Source organism: Rubritalea marina DSM 17716 (assembly GCF_000378105.1).
GTDB classification, from domain to species: Bacteria; Verrucomicrobiota; Verrucomicrobiia; order Verrucomicrobiales; family Akkermansiaceae; genus Rubritalea; species Rubritalea marina.
Genome location: NZ_KB899253.1, coordinates 145,967 through 166,311 on the forward strand (window position 1 = coordinate 145,967; position 20,345 = coordinate 166,311).

The window sequence follows — 20,345 nt, forward strand, 5'->3', positions numbered from 1 at the left end:
AATAGAAAAATTGCGTGATTGCTGCTGGTAGGAATCAAGTCAGGACCGAGCGAGTGGTTTAGCTAGAATCGTGCTTAGTGTCCAGCATATCAATAGTGCGCTCAAGTAGCTGCTCATAGGAGTCCAGAGGTGTACGGAGTGATAGAGTATGAGCAGCACGACCCAGAGCAGGATGATGATCGTGAGGTAGGAGGTGCTACTACGAAGGAAGCTGTAACCAGAGCAGCGAACACCAAGAAGCGAGAGGAGAAAGAGCAGCGTGATCTCTGCCCAAACTGGCAGACGTTTGACCGTTTCAGGATTGCCTGCTCGAGGAGTATGGAGGAGTTGGGTTAGCTGATCGAGTGGGGCCTCCACCGCCGCAAATCGATCCGTGTCCATGCCTCTGGCTGTGATGATAGCTGCTTCTTGTCTTGCTCCAATGATGCTGGTATTGGCGCTCATGGCACTTGAGATTTGGCGAGCTGCTTGTGGGGTGGTGAGGGCGGAATTCGGGTGAAAACGCCCGAATGCGTCAATGGGGATGAAGTGTCCAGCATTGCCCAAGCGGATGAAGGAGCCGGGCTCGACCCGCACCTCGTTCAGCGTGGCGCCTGCCTCTTGGATGAGATGTAGGAGAGGCGCGTAGAACACAATACGTTGATCCCACCGAGCGAGCAAGGGGAGCGATTCGACGTCAGTTTCAGATTCTAACTTACTGAAGCCAATCCAAGTATTCTCAGGAACCTCTATCGTGGGAGGGTGGCTCTGGTGATTGACTATTGGGAATAAGCTGACGTCTCCATCGATACTAGAGAGTGGAACCGAAGAGCGGAAGAAGGCAGGGCTGATCGGGCTGGCGGTGAATTGTCGACGCAGTGGTGTCGCAATGACGGCTTGCTTAAACTGGCCAATAGCGGTGCTGAGCGTGCCATTGCTGGCGATGTCTAGATCTGGCCAATGCAGGTGGGTGGCGATGAAACTACGCTGGATCCCCAGGTTTTGTAGATTGAGGCAGGTGATGGCCAAGTCGGCCGGATGGTAGAGGCCGAAGGCATTGATTTGTTCGGGGTCATCATCGATGCTGCAGAGCAGGTAGTCTAACTTAACCGGGGTGGGGCCTAGCACTTTGCGGATCGTGATGCCGCGTTGGCCGGGGGATGGTGGGTCGGCAACTTTGGCTCCGACTTGAAATTTTTCCTGTTGGACTGGGGCTAAGGCGCGATCGATTGCTGAGACCCAGCCATGCTGTGAGCTGCTGAGCTGCACGTAGAGCCCACCGAGTAGGCTGACTAGTAACAGGAATGCGGTGATCGAGCGACGCAATCTCACGAAGCTAGTCTTGCGTGGGTTGGTGATTTTTTGCGACTTCAAGTACCGGAGTAATGGCTTCCTCATAGTCGGTTCCGCGGATGACATCAGCGAGCAGGGAGCATGCTGTTGGGATGTGCTGTTCAAACCATTTCTCTCCTTTATTGGAGACGAGGTTGCCATAGGCTCCTAGCGCTTGCATTAGGCGCTGGGTGGCGCATTTGAAGAAGATGTCATCAAGCGGGCGTTCTTCCGAAATGTCTTCCCAGATATCGAGGAGCTTCTCTCGCTCTTCTGCTGAGTGATTCATGTATGGGTCAAAAATCAAGGATGCGATGTCGTATTCTTGGCGTCCACGGCGCATGCCTTGGAAGTCGATGAGGAATGCTTTGCCGTCTCGTACGATGATGTTTTGAGATTGGAAGTCGCGGTGGACGAGGTGGCGTGCTGAGGCACCGAGCGACTCGGCCACCTTCTTGAGTGACGGATGTTCGCGTAGCACCTGCACCTCATTGTGGCTCATGCCGAGATAGATTTCGGCGAAGTTATCAAAGAAGTAATCTTGTTCCCACTTGTAGAGTTCTGGGTCGAAGGGTGGTTGGAATTCTAGGTCCTTTGGAGCGCGCGTGTAGAATAAGCGATCGAGTTGTTCGAGAGCAGAGCGATAGATTGGCTCGCGTAGCTCCCAGCCCTGCCCTTTGAGCGAGTGTAGATCAATTTCCCCTAGATCCTCGATCAATGCACAGCGGCGACCAATGTTATCATAGAGAACCTCTGGAACATTGAGTTTGGCTTTTTTCAGGAACTTGGAAACAGGAAGGTAATTGGCATTGTCGGCTCGCTCTAGGGTGTAATAGATGCCAATGTACGTTGGGTAACCCTCTGGCTTGATTCTCACAATGGTACGTCCGGAACCACCTTTGACAATGGGTTCGATGACGACCGAGTGAGTGGGCTCGAGCTCGAGGTGAGTGCGAGTAGCGGTGAGCAAGGTGTCGGTTGGCATGGTGTGAGTGAGTTAGGCAGTTTGAATGAAGCAATGCGGCAGGCTTAGAGTGTCTCCATGCGATGTGATCCCTCTGCTTGGTAGCGGACAATGCACTGATAGAGCTCAGCACCTGCGTGGACGTGCGCATTGGGCCAAACGATGGAGTTACTCAATTTGCTTCCTTGTTCAATCACACAATTTGCGCCTAGAAAGCAAGTCTTAGTATCGACCTGGGCGTCTGGATGGATGTTTGCTGTACTGCAGCTAGTCGCTTCTACTCCAGTCTCTTGGGCTAATGCGTGGTGTGCGCGCAGGTATTCCTCGATGGTGCCGAGGTCTTGCCAGCTTGCTTGCTCACAGAAATGAGCTCCAAGCTGTTGCCGTTCTGCTAGAACAATAAAAGCAGGGATAATGGAGACTTTTGTGTCTGCTGGAATGAGGTCGAGAAGATCGGGCTGTATGATATAGATGCCCGAAAATTGGTGAGTCCCTGGGTCAATCTTGCGCAGGTAACGGATATCAGTGACGCGGTCACCTGCGATGCCGACATTACAATTAGCTCCCCCAGCCAGGAGGGCGAGTGTGGCATGGTCTTCAGTCCTGCTATGCTGCGAGATCAAGGCGGCAATGTCGATGTCGGTCAGAATATCACCATTGTAGACCAGTAAGGGTTCTCCATCTATCCAGTCGGCAATGTTTTTGATCCCACCGCCAGTCTCAAGTAGGACTGGCTCGTGATAGAATGTGATCGGGCAGCCACGATAGCTTTGCTCAGGGAAGTGCTCGAGCCATGCTTCAGCACAATGGTGGGTATTGATGGCAAATGCCTCAATGCCAGCTGCAATACAATGATCCAGTACGTGCTCGACCATTGGCCGGTTGGCGAAGGGGACCAAGGGCTTGGGGAGTTTTTCTGTGAGTGGTCTGAGGCGTGTGCCGAGTCCAGCACCTAGAATGAATGCTTTGCGTGTGGGGTGAGCCATCCGATCAGTGTGTTGATTGCATTCTTGTTTATGTCTATCTCTGATAGAAGTCTAGGCATTTGTATCAGCCCCATTACCTAATTGCTAGGTTCGATCAGAGCCTGCCTACAGAGCTCGGTGTATCGCCCTCCTTGAGCGAGTAAGCTTTGGTGATTCCCTGATTCAATGATCTTGCCTTTATCTAGCACGTGGATGATATCGGCATTTTGGATGGTTGAAAGTCTGTGAGCGATGACGAAGGCGGTGCGGTTGGACATGAGTTTGTCTAGCGCCGCTTGAATGAGTTTTTCAGTTTGGCTGTCCACGCTCGCAGTCGCTTCATCGAGGATCAGAATTGGGCGGTTTTTGAGTAATGCTCTGGCAATGGATAGTCGTTGCTTCTCTCCACCCGAGAGCTTGACTCCCCGCTCGCCAACATTTGTGTCTAGTAAATTCGGTAGGGCTTCGGTAAAGGCTCGCGCATTCGCAGCCTCCAAGGCAGCCCATAGTTCCTCATCGGTGGCGTCGCGCTTACCGAGTAGGAGATTCTCTTTAACGCTACCATTAAAGAGGAAGGAGTCCTGGGTGACGTAGGCTATGTTTGCTCTAAGCTCTGCCTTGTTGAGGGTGTTGAGTTCTTGGCCGTCGACCGAGATAGAACCGCTGTCGTACTCGTAGAAACGCGTGAGCAGATTGACCAAGGTAGACTTGCCCGCTCCAGTAGATCCTACCAAGGCGATGGTTTGACCAGGCTTTGCTTCGAGGCTGATATCATTCAAGGTGGGGAGTTCGTCGTAACTAAACGATACGTTTTGCATCCGGATATGGCCGTGAAGTTCTTGCTTGATCGGCACGCCTGCTGAGGCGTGAATTTCATCTTCGGTGTCGAGGATCTCGAACACGCGATCGGCTGCAGCCCTTGAAGATAGAGCCATTTGATTGAGCCCATGAAGTTTGCCAATAGGTTCATACAAAGCCCAGAGGATGGTGTAGAAGTAGAGATAAATTTCGGTTCCAATCTCGGGGTTGTTAATAATGCGGATAGCTCCAACAAGTAGAACTAACACATAACCGATATTGTTAACAAAACTCATGCTAGGTGAATAGAATGCCCAATACTTCATTACCTTGAGTGTGGCAGCCTTGACTTTAGCTGAGAGTGAGTTGAATCGATTGAGTTCGTCTTCCTCGGCTGCGTAGGATTTGATTTGGGTGATGCCGGCGATGTTGTCACTGAGTACCGAATTCATTTCGCCAGTGTAGCGCTTCACTTCGCGGTGCCTGTCCTTGGCATTGCGCGTGTAGAGGACTGCACCGATGAATAGCAGAGGCAGCGGCGTCAAGGCCGTTAGTCCTAACACGGTGTCTTTCCAAATGAGGTAGCCTCCAACGATTGATATTTGGAGCACCGCGATGAGACCTTGTTCGATTCCATCGATGAGTAAGCGTTCCATGGAGGGAACGTCCTCAGCCACACGTGTCATGATATCGCCAGTTCTCCGGGAGTCGAACCACTTCACCGGTAGGCGCTGAAGCTTATCATAGAGTTCCGAGCGTAAGTCGTAGACCGCACGTTGCTCAAAGATGTTGTTGATGATGATGCGAAGGCAATTGAAGAGCTCACGGAGGAAAAATGCGCTCAGGGCGATTAGAGCGAAAGTCACCACGTTCATGATGCTTTCGTATTTAAATTCAGGTAGGTGAACCCTAGAGTCAGCTGTGCTAGATGAGGTTTCAAACTCCTTTAAAACCTCGGTGTAGACTCTGCTAGTCATCTCAGGGAAAACCAAGAGCATGACAGTCATCAGCACAGCGCAGAGCAATTGCGCTGAGGCTAATTTAGGATACCGATTGTAGTAGGAAAAAATGCGAATGATTGTCTTCATGTGCGGTACGACGAGAAGCAGAAAAGAGGATAATAGTAAAGAGAAGTGAAAAAACTTCTGATTTTAGGGTTGTCGAGTGGCATTTGAAACTCTTAGAGTTCGTTTCACTCATTACCTACACATAAAACCACACTGAAAACCACAATGGCTACTAAAATATTAGGAGGACTGACAGTACTTGCCTTGCTTCTTTCCGCCTACATTGGCATGAAAAATAGCTCTGTTCGCGAAGAACAAGCTGATAAGCGCGCCCGTGCAGAGCGCAACCGTGACGCTGCCGCGGAGGATCTAGCAAGTATTAAGCAGAAGCTTGACGACATCAAAGCAGAGCAAAAAGAACTCACTGCGAAAGCTGCACAAGAGAAAGCAAACTTAACTGAGTTTGAAGAGCAAGCGAAAGCAATGGCTGAGAATGCTGTGGTCAAAAAGAAGCAATTCGAAGAAAATCAGGAACTCATTGATGAGTTGAAAGTTGAGTTAGAAGGCCAGCCTGATGCCGAAGAGCTCGTGCCTCAAATCCGAGTAGCAAAAAGTAATGTAGCAGAACATGAAGAAGCCTTGGCAATTGATAAGGCTGATCTAGCAGAAGTTACTAAATCTACCGAACAAGTTTCTAGCAAGCTGACCTACCTTGAAACAAAACTTGAAGGATTGGCTAACGGAGTGTCTTCGCCTGATTTGAGTACGCGCATTCAGAGTGTGTTTAGCAAGTGGGGCTTTGTGACGCTGAAGGCAGGTAATGCTCAGGGGGTAGTGGCTGGCTCTAATTTAGACGTGCTTCGCAGTGGTGAGGTGATCGCCAAGCTCAAGGTGACAGCAGTCGAGCAATACCGCGCTACTGCAGATATCATTACAGACGTGGACGCCGATGAGGTGGTGGTGCGTGCCGGTGACAAGGTAGTGGCCGAACAGATGGGTCAGTAATCTTAATTCAATACCCCTAAAGACTAAAAACATGAAAACAATTTTATTAGGAGCTGCCTGTGTTGGTGTTGCTGCAGCAGGTGTCTACTCCGTGACCCAGACAGCTCAAATGAAGAAGCTCGTTGAAGAGACCTCTTCGATGGAAAAGGAGATGCGCCTCAGTGACAATGAGCGTGCTGACACACAAAAGCAGTTTGAAGAGATTGACTCTAAAATCGAAGATATCCGTACTGAATACAACGAATACTTGGCTCTGCTAGACGACCGCAAAGCGAAGGCTGGCGACCTCAAGTCACCTCGTAGCTTGACCATGAAGGTGGAGCGCCAGGAGGACGAGATTAAGCAATACCAGGAAGAGATCGCGGCGAATATTGAGGCATTTGAAGCGGAGGGTGTCGAGATTACTGAAGCCGCTGATTTTGTTTCGACCATGGAAGCAAAGGCAAAGACGCTCGAAGAAGATCATGAGGCTGTTGTGGTAGCTCTCGAAGAAGCTCAAGTGGCTTACGAAGAGAAGAATACCAAGTACCAAGGTTTGTTGGAAAAAGATCGCAAGCGAAATGCAAGCTTGAGCCAGAACAGCATTTCTTCCCTCATCACAGCCGTTGATGGCGAGTGGGGCTTTGTGGTGATCAAACCACATCCTCGTGCTGTCATCGATCAAAGCTCTGGACTCATCGCAGTGCGTGGTACTCAGCCGCTGGGTAGACTCACCGTGGATTCTATTGAGTCAGGACGCATTGTTGCTAACGTTGACCTCAAGTCCATGCCTCCAGGCTCGCGCATCCGCCCGGGAGATCGTGTGATTCTCGCTGAGCCTAACCGCCGATAACATCCAACACTAAGTATTAGTGTTGATTTAATTTAAGAAGTGCCACCCTCAACGAGTGTGGCACTTTTCGTTAGTATTTTAAGTGGTGATTTGATATAAGCCCTAGACGCAGTGTGATGGACGGAACGATAGTGAAAAAAGAAGGCGAGCCAGTGAAGCAATTTTCAGTGATGCTGCAGAATCGTACAGGGTCCCTGAGTTCTCTGGTGCGCTTGGTTCGTTCTGCCAATGTCGAGCTTCTTGGTATCAGTGTGCAGGATTCTAAAGACGCTACAATCGTACGCATCATTGTCACGGATCCTGATACGGTTTTTTGTCTTTTTGCGGAAAAGGGGATTCCACACACGACCTGTGAGATGGTGGTGGTGGCGTTGCGGGAATCTGGTGTGGGCATAGGAGCGTGCCTCGAAGCCTTGGTGGCGGCCGAAACGAATGTCGAGTTTGCCTATAGTATGATGGCGCACCCGGACAGACATAGCCTGTTAGCATTGCATCTTGATGATTATTCCTTTGGAATTGATGTGCTAAATCGCGCGGGATTTAAGATTCTGTACCAAGGAGATTTGTCACGATAAAGTCACCGAATCTATCATCGCTGACAATTGCTAAGTGATGAGCAGATATTTGAATAGAAATGTCATAAATTCATGTGTGCGTTAAAATTGTGGCTTGTCTGAGTTGACGACTTGGTCAATGGTTTGCCTCATCTATGAATGAGAGTATATTAAAGTCAGCAGCTGCGCAGGCGCGTGGTCTAGCAATTGACGCAGTGCATGCATGTTCTTCCGGTCACTTAGGCCTTCCACTTGGTTGTGCAGAGATCGGATCAGTACTTTTCGGTGAGTGTTTGGATTACAATCCAAAAGCGCCAAAGTGGCTTAACCGCGATCGCTTCATTCTTTCAGCAGGTCACGGTTCTATGTTTATTTACACGTGGCTCCACCTGAGCGGTCACGACCTATCACTTGAAGAGGTAAAGAATTTCCGCCAGCTTCACAGTATCACACCAGGTCACCCAGAGTTTGATGAAACTCCAGGTGTGGAAGCAACTACTGGCCCACTTGGTCAGGGAATTGCCAATGCGGTTGGTTATGCAGTATCTGGCAAGCACGCTTCAGCACGCTACAACACAGCGGATCACAGCATTTTCAACCACAACATCGTAGCTCTTGCTGGTGATGGTTGTATTCAAGAAGGTGTGGCTCGTGAAGCAATCGAATTTGCTGGGCATAGCGGACTCGATAACTTGGTGCTGATCTACGATAGCAACGACGTGACATTGGACGCGATGGCTGATGTGTCACAGGGCGATAAAGCTCAGGACTACTTTGAGTCACAAAATTGGAATGCCGTGACCATTGATGGTCACGATCTAGCGGCTGTGAAAGCAGCTGTGGACGCAGCCAAAGCAAATAGCAATGGTAAGCCATCGGTGATCATTGCAAAAACTGAGATCGGTCGTGGTATTCCACAAGTGGCTGGAACTCAAAAGGCACACGGTGAAGGTGGTGCAGGCTTCGCTGCAGAAGCGCGTGCTGGACTTGGCCTCCCTGAAGAACTCTTTTATGTGTCTGATGACGTTCGCGCATTCTTTGCCGCTAAGGCAGAGGAGTCAGCAGTGAAGTTTGCTGAATGGCAGAAGACATACGAAGCCTGGGCTGGAGCGAATCCAGAACTCGCAGAGGAACTCAATAACGGAGTTGCTAAAGCAATTCCAACAGATCTTCTGGAGCGAATCCCGGCATTTGAAGCTGATTATAAAGATGCCACTCGTGGTACGGGTGGTGTGGTGATCAACAAAGTGGCTGCAGAAGTGCCTCAAGTGATTACTGGCTCAGCTGACCTATACGGCTCTACGAAGAACTACATCAAAGGCGGTGGTGACTTCTCTGCAGAAGACGCTTCTGGCCGTAATCTTTGGTACGGTATCCGTGAGCACGCAATGGGAGCGATTATGAATGGCATCGCATACGACGGCTTGTTCCGTGCCTCTGGTGCTACATTCTGTGTCTTTGCTGATTACCTTCGTCCATCAATCCGTATTGCAGGTCTTGCAAAGCTTCCTGTAACTTACATCTTCACGCACGATTCTGTGGGTGTGGGTGAAGACGGCCCAACTCACCAGCCGGTTGAGACAGTGTCCGGCCTTCGCGTGATTCCTAACCTCGACGTGGTACGCCCAGGTGATCCTGAAGAAGTGGCTGCTGCATACGCGGGCTCTCTCGCTCGCACAGACGGTCCAACAGCGTTGATTTTCACCCGCCAAGGTATTCCTCATCATTCTGATGTACCAGTTGAAGTGCGTCGTCAGGGCGCCCTCAAGGGTGGCTACGTGCTCAAGGAAGAAGTGGGCGAGCTTAAGCTCATCCTCATGGCTTCAGGTTCTGAAGTTGGACACATTGTAGAAGCTGCGAAGGAGCTTGGTGATGGAGTTCGTGTGGTATCAATGCCTTGTTTTGAGCGCTTCGATCGTCAGTCCGCTGACTACCAAGAAAGCGTTCTTCCAAGATCCTGTACTAAGCGTCTTGCGATTGAAGCGGGTGTGACTGGACTCTGGCACAAGTACACAGGCTTCGACGGCAAGGTACTCGGTATTGATCGTTTTGGTATCTCCGCGCCTGGCAACGTAGTGATGGAGGAGCTCGGTATGACTGCATCCCACGTTACTGCTGCTGCTAAAGAGCTTCTTGGCTAACACCTCATTCACACACGGAGTGTTCTTCGTGTGTCAGTTTTCCAATCGGCCTACCTTTTTTGGGGTAGGCCGATTTTTTTATTATCTTTGCAACGATTCTGATTATGCTGGGTTTTATAGATGATTTCTGTGCTTTTCTGAGCCTAGTACCATGACCTCTAATCTCAAACCATTGACTCTTCAATTACTCATTGCCTGTGTGCTAATGAGCGGTAGTGCGATGGCGGCAGAGCAGGAGGAAGGGGGAGCGCGTGAGGGGGGCAAGCCTGGAAAATTTGCTCGAGATGGTGAGATGCATCAGAGGGTGTTGAAGCGATTTGATGCAGATGGTGATGGCGTTCTTTCTGATGAAGAGAGAAGCGTGTTTCGCCAAGAGATGCAAAAAAAGAGAGCTCAAGGGGCTCGCGCTGACGGTGTGGAGAACAGAGCTCCGCGTGGTGGAAAAGGCGGAGCCAAACACCAGGAACGACGCAAGAAATTCCTCATGCGCTTTGATAAAGATGGTGACGGGAAACTCTCGGAATCTGAACGTCAAGTAGCTCGTGAGTGGATGCAGAAGCGTCGGAAAGAAGCGGATTCCGCCCGCAAGCGCGTGATGCTGAAATTTGATAGTGACGGTGACGGTAAAATTTCACCCGATGAAGCTAAAGCTGTGCAGAGGAAGCTTAAAGCATTCGACCAACAGGCAAGGCGTGATTTGCTAGACAAGTACGATACTAATGGCGACGGCAAATTAACAGCGGATGAGAAACGATCTGCCCACGCCGCTGAGAAGCAGGCGATGATCGATCAATATGATACAGATGGTGATGGTGAATTGAGTGCTGAAGAGCGCAAAGCAGCCTTTGAAGATATGTTGGAGAATGACCCGATGCGCTTATTAATTCAGCTTCGTAAACAGAATAAGCAAGGCGGGGCGAAGCCACGCCGTGGGGGATTCCCAATGTTTGAAAAAAATAAGCCGACTAGAGGTGCTGAATGATTTGTTCTAACTGACCTGCATACAATGTGTTTTGATAGATCTCATTGTTTATGAAACGGATTGCGGGTTCAGTATGATTATCTAGGGGGGGGGTAAGTTAAATGAGTGGTTTACCGTTAGAAGCTTATTTGATAGACCATTGAGGCATGGAACTTAGAGCTGAGCACGAGACTGCCGAGCGTATCAGACTAGCAGAAGAGGCCTCATTTGAGAGGAACTGGAAGCGCTGGGGGCCATACCTGGCCGAACGTCAGTGGGGTACTGTTAGGGAGGATTACTCAGAGGGTGGAAATGCGTGGGATTACTTCACCCATGATCAGGCGAGGAAGCGAGCATACCGTTGGGGAGAAGATGGTTTGTTAGGTTGGTGTGATAGAAAGTCTAGGATCAATTTTGCACCAGCTCTTTGGAATGGGAAGGATCCGATTTTAAAAGAGCGTCTTTTTGGTCTCACTGGATCACAGGGGAATCACGGGGAAGACGTGAAGGAATGTTATTATTACCTTAATAGCACGCCAACACATTCGTATACCCGTGCTCTCTACAAGTATCCAATCGCTGAATATCCGTACTCGCAATTGGTGGATGAAAACCAATCACGTGGTCCTGCGGATCCTGAGTACGATATAGAGGATACAGGGATATTTGATAATTATGAGTACTGGGATGTAGAAACCAAGGTGGCGAAGGCTGGTCCAAGTGATTTGTGTTGGGAATTATCAATCACGAACAAGAGTAGCCATGAGGAGACGATTCATGTCTTGCCTACTGTGTGGATGCGCAATTCTTGGGCTTGGGGCGAAGAGCATTTTGAATCCGATTGGAGTAAGCCTAGTATCGTTAAGCAAGGTGATCGCTTGGTTATGGAGCATTGTGATATGGGAATCTTCCATTTCTATCTCGATGAAGAGGGAAGCGAAGTTCAGGAATGGCTGTTTACTGAGAATGATACCAATCAAGAAGAGCTTTTCGGGCAACCTAATAAGTCTGAATATTTGAAAGATGCGTTTCACAGACATGTGGTTGATGGTGAAGCGGGGGTGGTAAATCCAAAGCAGGAAGGGACCAAGGTGGCAGCCTGGATCAAGGTCACGGTTCCAGCTGGAGGCAACCACAAGATTCGTTGTCGATTGATCGCAGAAGAAGATGACCGCGGTCAGCGTTTTGAAGATTTTGATGAGGTGCTGGCATTGCGCGCATCTGAGGAACAGGAGTTCTATGATGCTCTTCTACCTGAAGGTCAGAGTGAGGCTGAGGATCAAGTGTCGCACCAAGCTTATGCTGGGTTGCTGTGGTCGAAACAATTTTATTACTACACCGTCAAAGCCTGGCTTTATGGCGATAACGGTCGCGAAAACGCGACGCATTCTCGAGTGGTCGGGCGCAATAAGGATTGGCACCATTTGTTTGCACGAGATGTTCTATCCATGCCGGATAAGTGGGAGTACCCGTGGTTTGCTTGTTGGGATAGTGCCTTTCACATGGTTGCATTTGCTCGTATCGATCCAGACTTTGCGAAGAAGCAGATGTTGCTTTTCCTTCGCGAGTGGTACCTGCACCCGAACGGGCAGATCCCTGCGTATGAATGGAGCTTCTCTGATGTGAACCCACCGGTGCATGCCTGGGGTATTTGGCAAATCTATCAAATTCTTGAACGCAATGGAGTGGAGGATCTTGAATGGTTAGAGAAGGCTGTTCAAAAGCTATCATTGGTATTCCAGTGGTGGGTCAACCGCAAGGACGTGGATGGGAATCACTTGTTCTCCGGCGGCTTCCTAGGGCTTGACAATATCGGTGTGTTCGACCGATCCCAAGAGTTAGGAGACGGCGCTCGCTTGCTGCAGTCGGATGGTACCGCATGGATGGGGGGCTTCTGTGCTCAAATGCTTGAGATGTGTCTCAAGCTAGCTGAGACGCGCCCAGCATACGAGGACATGGCTTCCAAGTACTTTGAGCACTTTGTACGCATTGCGCGCGCACTGAATGAGGAGGATGGCGACGGATTGTGGTGTGAAGAAGACGGTTTTTATTATGACCAACTGGTGCTTCAGAGCGGTAAGAAAATCCCGTTAAAGGTCCGTTCTATGGTGGGCTTACTCACGATGATGGGTGTGGCTGAAATTGACATGAAGAAGGTGCGTAAGATGCCCGGTTTTATGAAGCGATTGCATTGGTTCATTGAGAACCGCCCAGACTTGGCTGAGTACACGAGTTATCGAGACGCGGACCGTGATAACAAGGAGTCACGTTTGCTCATGTTACCGCTCAGAGATCGTTTTGAAAAACTACTCACACGCATGCTCGATACAGACGAATTTCTATCAGAGTATGGTTTACGTTCGCTATCTAAGGAGCACAAAGAACATCCATATAGCATTGTTTGGAAAGGTGAAAAGCACGAGGTGGGCTACGTTCCTGGAGAGTCAGACGGGTACATGTTCGGAGGCAATTCTAACTGGCGTGGTCCTATCTGGTTTCCTGTGAATTATATCGTGTTGTCGTCTCTACGTCGTTATCAGCATTTTTATGGTGATAATTTCAAGGTGGAGTTCCCGAGTGGCTCCAAAGAAATGCACACATTGGGAGAGGTCGCGGATAAGGTTGGGGACCGTTTGATTGGGATGTTTTTGCATCAAGAAGATGGTGTGCGCCCAGCGATGCGTGGATCTGAGAAGTATAAAGTTGGTGAACCTTGGGAGGACTTGTTGTTGTTTTATGAGTACTTTAATGGTGAAACTGGCCACGGATTGGGAGCCAAGCACCAAACCGGATGGACTGCGCTCGTAGCTACCTTACTTCGTGATCGCGTGCGCTCTGCTCGTGGATGATAGCTTGCCTGGAGCATCACGTGGTATTTGTGTTCTCCGTAGAGTGTGAGAACGTGAGTGATAGGGCGAGTGTGGCGTGGCGTTATTGCCTTGTTCACTCGCATGAGCACCCAGCCATGGGGAGAAGCACGACGAGAGTAAATAATTGATTAGAGCGACGATTGAGAACTGCATGAAGGAGATGATGCGCCAGTGCCTGATGAAGTGGTTGAGTGCTTCATGGTTATGCTGCTTAGTTGGGTGTACGTACTTGGCCCCTATCGATATTCAGGAGCCTGAGGCTGCGGCAGAAGTGTCGCCGAGTGATTATTTAGTCCAACAATCATCAATTTACCCGCAACAAGGCGATCGATCCTATTTCCATCTGATTGAGGATGCGAATGAATCTTTGCAATGGCGTCTTGCTTTGATCGATGCGGCTGAGACGTCGATTGATTTGCAGACATTCATCTGGGAGGCTGACCAATCAGGTTGGTTGTTATTTGATCGTGTGTTGCGCGCTGCAGAGCGCGGGGTGAAGGTGCGGGTGTTGATTGACGACATCTGGCTCAAGAGTAATGAATCTTTGTTGGCTAGTTACGAGCATCATCCGAACTTATCGATTCGTCTCTACAATCCCATGAAGGTGCGAAAACCTAGCATAGGTCGGGGGCTTTATTTTCTCACACATTATGCAGAGGCGACGCACCGCATGCATAGTAAAGTATTGCTTGCTGATGGGGTGTGGGCGCTCAGTGGCGGTCGAAACATTGGCGACAAGTACTTTGGGCTATCGGGTGAATATAACTTTCGTGATCTCGATGTGTTGAGTGTCGGTGCTGTTGTCCCTGAAATGCGTCATGAGTTTGATGTCTTTTGGAATAGTAACATCGTCTATCCAGCGCGCTACTTGGGAGACGCAGTCGAGAACGAAGTATTGTTGGGTGAAACAAAGAAGATGCGCAAAGGGGTGGAGGATATGAAGCAAACGCAGTTACCGCATCTGATTCTAAGCTCACGGTCATGGGCTCAACTTTATCGAGATGCTCAAGCCTCATTCTTTCCGGGGCGTGCGACATTTATTGCTGATACTCCTGGGGGGGAAGAACGTGTGCTCGATGAGTACTTATCTCAATACCTCTATGAGGCTCAGCGTGAGGTGGTGATCGTTACACCTTATTTGATTCCATACAAGGCGAGCTTTGATGAGTTGGAAGAGATGATTGGGCGTGGGGTGCGGGTCAAGTTTGTGGTGCCATCGATGGGGGCAAATAATCACCTCATCACACATAGCCATTACCGTAAGTACCGCCGGCGCCTTCTGTCGTTAGGTTGTGAACTTTATGAGTACCGCCACGACCCGAGCGAGCAGCAGCGCGCCATCAGTGATGCAGGGGGGAATCGCGCACCGTTCCTTTGTTTGCACAAGAAGGCGATCGTGGTGGATCGGCGCTTTTGTTACATTGGCTCATTGAATATGGACCCTCGGGCACTCATGATCAATGCCGAGTCAGGCTTGATTATTGACTCTGTTGGGCTTTCGGGGGCCTTGTGTGGTCAAATCGATATGATGGTGCAGCCAGAGAATGCTTGGAGGGTTTCATTGTCGGAAACAGGGGCTTTGCAGTGGCGGGGTGTTGGAGGCGCTGTATTACTGAATCAACCAGCGCGCAAATTTTCACAGCGTGTGTGGGATAGTTTTGCGCGATGGATTCCGATTGAGAGTGAGCTTTAAGGGTGCAAAAAAGGACACCGTGGGTGCCCTTTGCAATGTGTCTGGGTGGTGTCCGCTGCGATTAGGTGCAGGGAGTGCCTTCGCTGTTGGCAAGAGCTCGAAAATCTTCAACGAGACGCTTACTAATCGGGCCTGGCATGCCGTCCCCAATACTACGTTGATCGTACTTCACACATGGGATCACTTCCGCTGCAGTACCAGTGAGGAAGATTTCATCAGCTGTGTAGAGGTCGTAACGCGTCATGGATTTTTCTTCAAGCTCAAGGCCAGCCTTTTCGCACAGTTCGAAGATGACTTGGCGTGTGATGCCGTCGAGTGAACCGTCAGAAACCGGAGGCGTCGTGAGTTTACCGTTCTTGATGACGAAGATGTTGTCCCCTGTGCACTCGGCAATGTAACCTTGTTCGTTGAGCATCACGCCTTCCATTACGCCGGCTTGGATGCATTCGATCTTAGCCATGACATTGTTGAGGTAGTTAAGAGACTTTACCTGAGGGCTGAGCGAAGCTGGAGTCGGGCGTCGTGTGGCACAGGTGATGAGCTCGAGGCCTTTGGTGTAGTTTTCTTCAGGGTAGAGTTGGATCGCCGCAGCAATGATAAACATCGAAGGTGTTGGGCAGAGGTAGGGATTGAGACCCAAACCGCCGGCACCGCGGGTGATTACTAAACGGATGTAGCCGTCGGTGAGACCATTGGCTTTGACGGTCTCGACGGTTGCTTTACAAATCTCTTCAAGGCTCCATGGCAGCTCAAGGTGGATTGCTTTTGCAGATAGGATGAGACGCTCGATGTGCTCCTCCAATCGGAAGACGCGACCACTGTAGAAGCGAATACCCTCAAAGATACCATCACCGTAGAGGAGGCCATGGTCGAAGACGGAAAGTTTCGCGTCCTCTTTTGCTACGAGTTCGCCATCTAGCCAAATTTGTTGCGTGTCGCTCATTATCGTTTGTTATCTGCGTTGAGTAATTTCTGCGAACGTAGTGAAAAATTTAGCGAATGCAACTCACGAATCAGAGATTTCGATATCATTGAAATTAGAAGGATATTCCCACTTTGCAGATACGAAATTATGAGCCATGATGAATCTAATGGAAATTTTGATTAACATCCTCTCTGAGCCTTTTACCTGGGGCTTGCTCATCGGCCTGGCACTCACATTTTTTGTGTGGCGCTCAGGAGCAAAAGATAAGAAGCATCTCAGGTTAGAAGTGAAGCGCGTGCAAGAGGAGCTAGCTAGCATGCAGACCCACCTCAGCACACAATTAAAGATCAATGCCGAGGGGAATGAAAAGCAGCAGAAGGAACTAGAAGAGTTGCGCGAGCAGAATGAGAACCTGCGGGTGAATATCCAAGCAATTCAGCAAAAACCAGGTAAACTCGAGCTGCGGAAGTTGGAAGTGATCGAGACAGCGGTGAGTGTGCTACGTGAGCAAGCGCCTGGGTTTGCTGGTGCCTGGGAGAAGGCGCTGCGTGAAGCTGAAGATGATTACGTAGCCTCCGAGTCAGGACTTAAAAAGTTGATTCGCAAGGTGAGCCCTGGCTTCCGGGCCACACCTGACACGACGGCAAAGAATTTAGAGGATAAAGGTGAGTTAGGAATCTAGCTCGAGTCGCTGCATGGCAGTTGTCGATGGGCTGGCGCCTTTGCAGGCCTCGAGTACAAAAAATTGTGAGCCCAACATGCTTGGGTGAGTCAGTGTTTGAAACTGCCTGATTTCCGATGGATCGATGGGCTGTCCTTCAGATGACTTTTGATTGAAGTACGCAGCTCCTAGCCTACTGAAGTAGCTCGATTGCCTTTCAAAGCAACTAGGGGTAAAGCCGTGACGATTCATCACCTTTGCCCAGTTTGTAAAATCGACGTGGGCCGTGATGTCCTGCTCGCCAACTTGTGTTAGTGGATTGTCGTTAGCTTGGTGGCGGTTGAAACAGCGCAGGGTTCCTTCCACGCGATGTGGAGCGTAAAGTTCTGAATGAGCATAGCCGTAATCGATACAGAGGATGGCTCCATGTTCAATGGCTTGCGCCAGAGTCTGAGAAAGTTTCTCTAGTTCTGGGCGGAACTCAGTCGTGTAGCCATCGCTGAAGTTTTGTCCTAGGGTGTCCGTGAAGGCCAGTGTTTCCGTGCAACGGATTTCACGGGTGTCCCATTGAAAGCTATCCTCTATCCAGTTGACCACACGCTCGCACCACTTGCTTTGTTTGTATTGGATCAAGCGAACAGGGAAGGCGTCCAATAGTTCATTGCTCAGAAAAATAGTGTAATCGGGCAATGAAGGGAGCGCATCCAGCGCTACATGGAGTAGTTTGTCTGCGTGTGCTGCGAGTATGCGTGTTTGTTCCTGTCGCATTGATTCTAGTGGCTCACTGATAATGTATTGAACCTTGTGGTAGAGCTCTGGGTGCTGGGCTTGAATAGCATTGAGTACATCGAGTGCAAGGTGGCCTGTGTTGGCTCCAAGTTCGAGGATGTTGAGCGGTGACCCAGCGCTGTGCTCTTGATGCAGTTTGGCTATACGTTCGGCTAGAAGGGTGCCAAAGACTGAGCCGACACTGACAGAGGTGAAGAAATCTCCGCTTTTTCCCACGCGTGAGGCCCCCCTCGCGTAGTACCCGGCTTGAGGGTGGTAGAGGGCTGAACTCATCCAATCATAGAAGCTCATGGAGCCGTTCTTGGAAATTTTATCCTTTAGTTGTGATTCTAGCCAGCTCAGGGTTGCAGGATCGCTGGCGTCGGAGTAGAACAAAGAAGTCTGCTCGGCCTCATTGGCAGATGAATGAATTGGCAACATGATACGCAAGAAGTTTAACTCCCGGCGCAAAGTGCGCAAGAAAGCAATCTTCCTAAGACTTTGGTTTCTTGCGATGTTCTTCTGTTTGGTGATCGGAGCAGGTGCTGCGTATTGGGTGTATAGTTATGTCACCGATGTCTACCGCGAACGCGCGGCCAGCTACGACATGACCTTGATTAACCAGATCGAGGTGCCCAGCGTGATCTACGACCGTAAGGAGCGTGAGATCGGCCGGATGTTTGTGGAAAATCGCAGCCCGATCAATGTGGAAGAAATCCCCATCAAGATGATTGACGCTCTGGTTTCTGGCGAAGATTCGAGATTCTGGGAGCACGATGGGGTTGATTACATGGGGATATTGCGAGCAGCTATTCTGAACTATAAATCTGGCAACGAAGACTCAGGTGCATCGACGATTACTATGCAGCTCGCACGGAATGCCTACGACCTGAAAGGTGAGGCACTCAAACGTGATGAAAGTAGCTATGAGCGCAAGATTGTTGAAATCTTTTTGGCTCAGCGAATCGAGCAATACTATACCAAGCAGGAAATCCTTGGGTTTTACCTGAACCGTGTGGCATTTGGTAGTGGTTACTTCGGCGTGCGCTCGGCCTCGCTCGGTTATTTTGGCAAGGAGCCAAGAGATCTGGAAATCCAAGAATGTGCTTCTTTGGTGGGCTGTATTAAAAACCCCTCCACCTTTTCTCCATTGCGCAGCAAAAAGAACAACAAAAAGGCGCGCGATCACGTGCTCACGCGTATGGCGATTGAAGGAAGGATTTCAAACAAAGAACGTGATGCCTTGCAGTCCATGCCGGTGGAGGTGAATCCCAATCCGATCGAGCGCCAGACATCTCACATCTACGATCGCATTGCAGCTACTGTCCGTGAGTATGTTTCGACTGAGCAGCTGGCTGTAGGGGGGCTGAGAGTTTTCACATCCATTGATCGAGACATTCAGGAGTCGATGGAGCGCAAAATGCGTGAGCAATTGGCGCTGGCAGAAAAGCAAGAAGGTTACAATCACCCGCTGCATCAAGACTTTGATCGCCGCGAGGGGAAGCGTCCTAAGTATCTACAAGGTGCCGCCTTGATGTACAATTACCATAATGGTGAAGTGATTGCCTACATTGGAGGTCGTAGCTTTTCCCACTCACAGTACGATTTTATTGCATCTGGAAAGAAGCCACTAGGCACGGGGTTTTTCCCTTTTGTTTACACTGCTGCAGTGGAGTCAGGCTATCTGATGACCCATCCAATGCTGGATGAGGCGATGGACAACCGCCAAGTCATGGTTGATGGAGTCGAGGGGATACTCGGCGAGTGGGGTCATGAAATTGATGATCCAAGCTATCAAGGGAAGATCATGCTACGCGAAGGCCTGGCAAAGTCGAAAATCGCTGCAACGGTTCGTCTAGGGCGTGAGGTCGGAATTGATAAAGTCCGCAAGGTTGCGAAACGTTATGGTTTGGTTACCTCGAATTCGGAGAAGTTGTTGCCTCGTGAACTGCTGGGAACAGAATCTGCTTCATTGATGGAGGTCGCCAGTGCCTACGCTTCTTTTGCTAATCACGGGAAAGTAGCCAGTGACTTAACTTGGGTGACACGCATCGAGAATAGTGAGGGACAGGCAATCTACGCGCACCCGAAAAAGTCAGTGGCACACAAGCAAGTCATCCATCCCGCAACAGCCTACTTGATTCACTCAAGTTTGGAATCCGCGTTGAAAGAAGGCAGTGGGAAGCGCGGGCTAGAAGGCTCAGCATTGCTTGAGAGCTCAGTGGCTGGTAAGCCTGGGACGACGAGCGATTTTGCTGACAATTGGTTTGCTGGCTACAACAGTGAAGTGAGTTGTGCTGTATGGTCTGGGTTTTGGGATGGTTCACGTAAAGAAATTTATCCAGAGGCATTCAGTGTCGACACCGTCATGCCAATTTGGAGAGAGGGGATGGAAATTTACCAAAAGACCTACCAGCCTGAGTCAATCGTGCGACCACCTGGAATTGTGGAGCTTGATGTGTGCCGTGAATCTGGCGAAAAACTCACCCTGGATTGCGAAGACTACGTTCGCAACCCCAAGACTGGAAAAATGGAAACTGTGCGCACGAGTATGAAGGAGATTTTTTATACCAAGAATCGTCCTGAGCACCATTGCCATATCCACAGCCGAGGTCTTATTGCTTCGCGGGCTTTAATTGTCTCTGGGGACATGGGGCTTGATGATGTCCAGCCAGTCACAGCTCAAGCTCAAACCTTATTGGGTGATGACCCATATGGAGCAGAGCAGAATACATTGATTACTGCTTCTGAGGGGGCTGTAGGCTCTGATGCTACAGGGGCAAAAGTGCGGGTTGATCAATTGCCTGAACTAGACAGCCAATCACTCATTTCTGTTGGGGAACCCAAAAAGTTAGAAATCTTAGAGGACTAGACATCTTCGATCTGCGAA

15 protein-coding genes are annotated in these 20,345 nt (G+C 49.8%); 9 read left to right on the forward strand and 6 right to left on the reverse strand.

Going from position 1 to position 20,345, the window contains the following annotated elements; translation table 11 throughout:
- Window positions 1-39 precede the first annotated feature (39 nt).
- The 4 genes from F454_RS0107320 to F454_RS0107335 all read right to left on the reverse strand — a co-directional run bounded on the left by F454_RS0107320 (window position 40) and on the right by F454_RS0107335 (window position 5,126).
- Window positions 40-1,377, reverse strand: coding sequence for a hypothetical protein (locus F454_RS0107320; protein WP_156817183.1), 1,338 nt, complete (start codon window positions 1,375-1,377; stop codon window positions 40-42).
- Entirely contained in the window at window positions 1,316-2,296 is a 981-nt protein-coding gene (locus F454_RS0107325; protein ID WP_018969992.1) for an aminoglycoside phosphotransferase family protein, read from the reverse strand. The genes F454_RS0107320 and F454_RS0107325 overlap by 62 nt, the downstream gene beginning before the upstream one ends.
- A gap of 44 nt (window positions 2,297-2,340) precedes the next feature.
- Entirely contained in the window at window positions 2,341-3,261 is a 921-nt protein-coding gene (locus F454_RS0107330; RefSeq protein ID WP_018969993.1) for a nucleotidyltransferase family protein, read from the reverse strand.
- 77 nt (window positions 3,262-3,338) lie between these two features.
- Entirely contained in the window at window positions 3,339-5,126 is a 1,788-nt protein-coding gene (locus F454_RS0107335; RefSeq protein WP_018969994.1) for an ABC transporter ATP-binding protein, read from the reverse strand.
- Window positions 5,127-5,270: 144 nt separating this feature from the next.
- Here F454_RS0107335 and F454_RS0107340 point away from each other — a divergent pair, with 144 nt between their 5' ends.
- The 7 genes from F454_RS0107340 (at window position 5,271) to F454_RS0107370 (ending at window position 15,101) form a co-directional block, all read left to right on the forward strand.
- The gene (locus F454_RS0107340) at window positions 5,271-6,050 is read left to right on the forward strand and encodes a hypothetical protein (RefSeq protein WP_018969995.1); all 780 of its coding nucleotides are present in this window, start codon (window positions 5,271-5,273) and stop codon (window positions 6,048-6,050) included.
- Between the two features lie 31 nt (window positions 6,051-6,081).
- Window positions 6,082-6,882 (forward strand): coiled-coil domain-containing protein, encoded by an 801-nt coding sequence (locus tag F454_RS0107345; protein ID WP_018969996.1) that lies wholly within the window; start codon window positions 6,082-6,084, stop codon window positions 6,880-6,882.
- Window positions 6,883-6,998: 116 nt separating this feature from the next.
- Complete coding sequence (locus F454_RS0107350) at window positions 6,999-7,457, forward strand: hypothetical protein (RefSeq protein ID WP_018969997.1); 459 nt, start codon at window positions 6,999-7,001, stop codon at window positions 7,455-7,457.
- A gap of 134 nt (window positions 7,458-7,591) precedes the next feature.
- Entirely contained in the window at window positions 7,592-9,577 is a 1,986-nt protein-coding gene (gene tkt, locus F454_RS0107355) for a transketolase (RefSeq protein WP_018969998.1), read from the forward strand.
- A 151-nt stretch (window positions 9,578-9,728) separates the two neighbouring features.
- Window positions 9,729-10,559: an EF-hand domain-containing protein gene (locus F454_RS15725; RefSeq protein WP_018969999.1), complete on the forward strand. Its 831-nt coding sequence runs from the start codon at window positions 9,729-9,731 to the stop codon at window positions 10,557-10,559.
- 146 nt (window positions 10,560-10,705) lie between these two features.
- A complete protein-coding gene (locus F454_RS0107365; RefSeq protein ID WP_018970000.1) occupies window positions 10,706-13,387 on the forward strand; it encodes an MGH1-like glycoside hydrolase domain-containing protein in 2,682 nt (893 codons plus the stop codon).
- Between the two features lie 250 nt (window positions 13,388-13,637).
- Window positions 13,638-15,101, forward strand: coding sequence for a phospholipase D family protein (locus F454_RS0107370; protein ID WP_169334344.1), 1,464 nt, complete (start codon window positions 13,638-13,640; stop codon window positions 15,099-15,101).
- Between the two features lie 61 nt (window positions 15,102-15,162).
- Here the strand turns inward: F454_RS0107370 and ilvE are convergent, their stop codons facing one another.
- The gene (gene ilvE / locus F454_RS0107375; RefSeq protein WP_018970002.1) at window positions 15,163-16,044 is read right to left on the reverse strand and encodes a branched-chain-amino-acid transaminase; all 882 of its coding nucleotides are present in this window, start codon (window positions 16,042-16,044) and stop codon (window positions 15,163-15,165) included.
- A 136-nt stretch (window positions 16,045-16,180) separates the two neighbouring features.
- Between ilvE and F454_RS0107380 the strand changes: the two genes are divergently transcribed.
- Window positions 16,181-16,708 carry a hypothetical protein gene (locus tag F454_RS0107380; protein ID WP_156817185.1) on the forward strand — a complete coding sequence of 176 codons (528 nt, stop codon included), beginning with the start codon at window positions 16,181-16,183 and terminating at the stop codon, window positions 16,706-16,708.
- Here F454_RS0107380 and F454_RS0107385 read toward each other — a convergent pair.
- Window positions 16,697-17,896, reverse strand: a complete 1,200-nt coding sequence (locus tag F454_RS0107385; RefSeq protein WP_018970004.1) for a class I SAM-dependent methyltransferase — start codon at window positions 17,894-17,896, stop codon at window positions 16,697-16,699. The genes F454_RS0107380 and F454_RS0107385 overlap by 12 nt on opposite strands.
- Between F454_RS0107385 and F454_RS0107390 the strand changes: the two genes are divergently transcribed.
- A complete protein-coding gene (locus tag F454_RS0107390; RefSeq protein ID WP_018970005.1) occupies window positions 17,895-20,327 on the forward strand; it encodes a transglycosylase domain-containing protein in 2,433 nt (810 codons plus the stop codon). The two genes, F454_RS0107385 and F454_RS0107390, sit on opposite strands and share 2 nt — an antisense overlap.
- Window positions 20,328-20,345 lie beyond the last annotated feature (18 nt).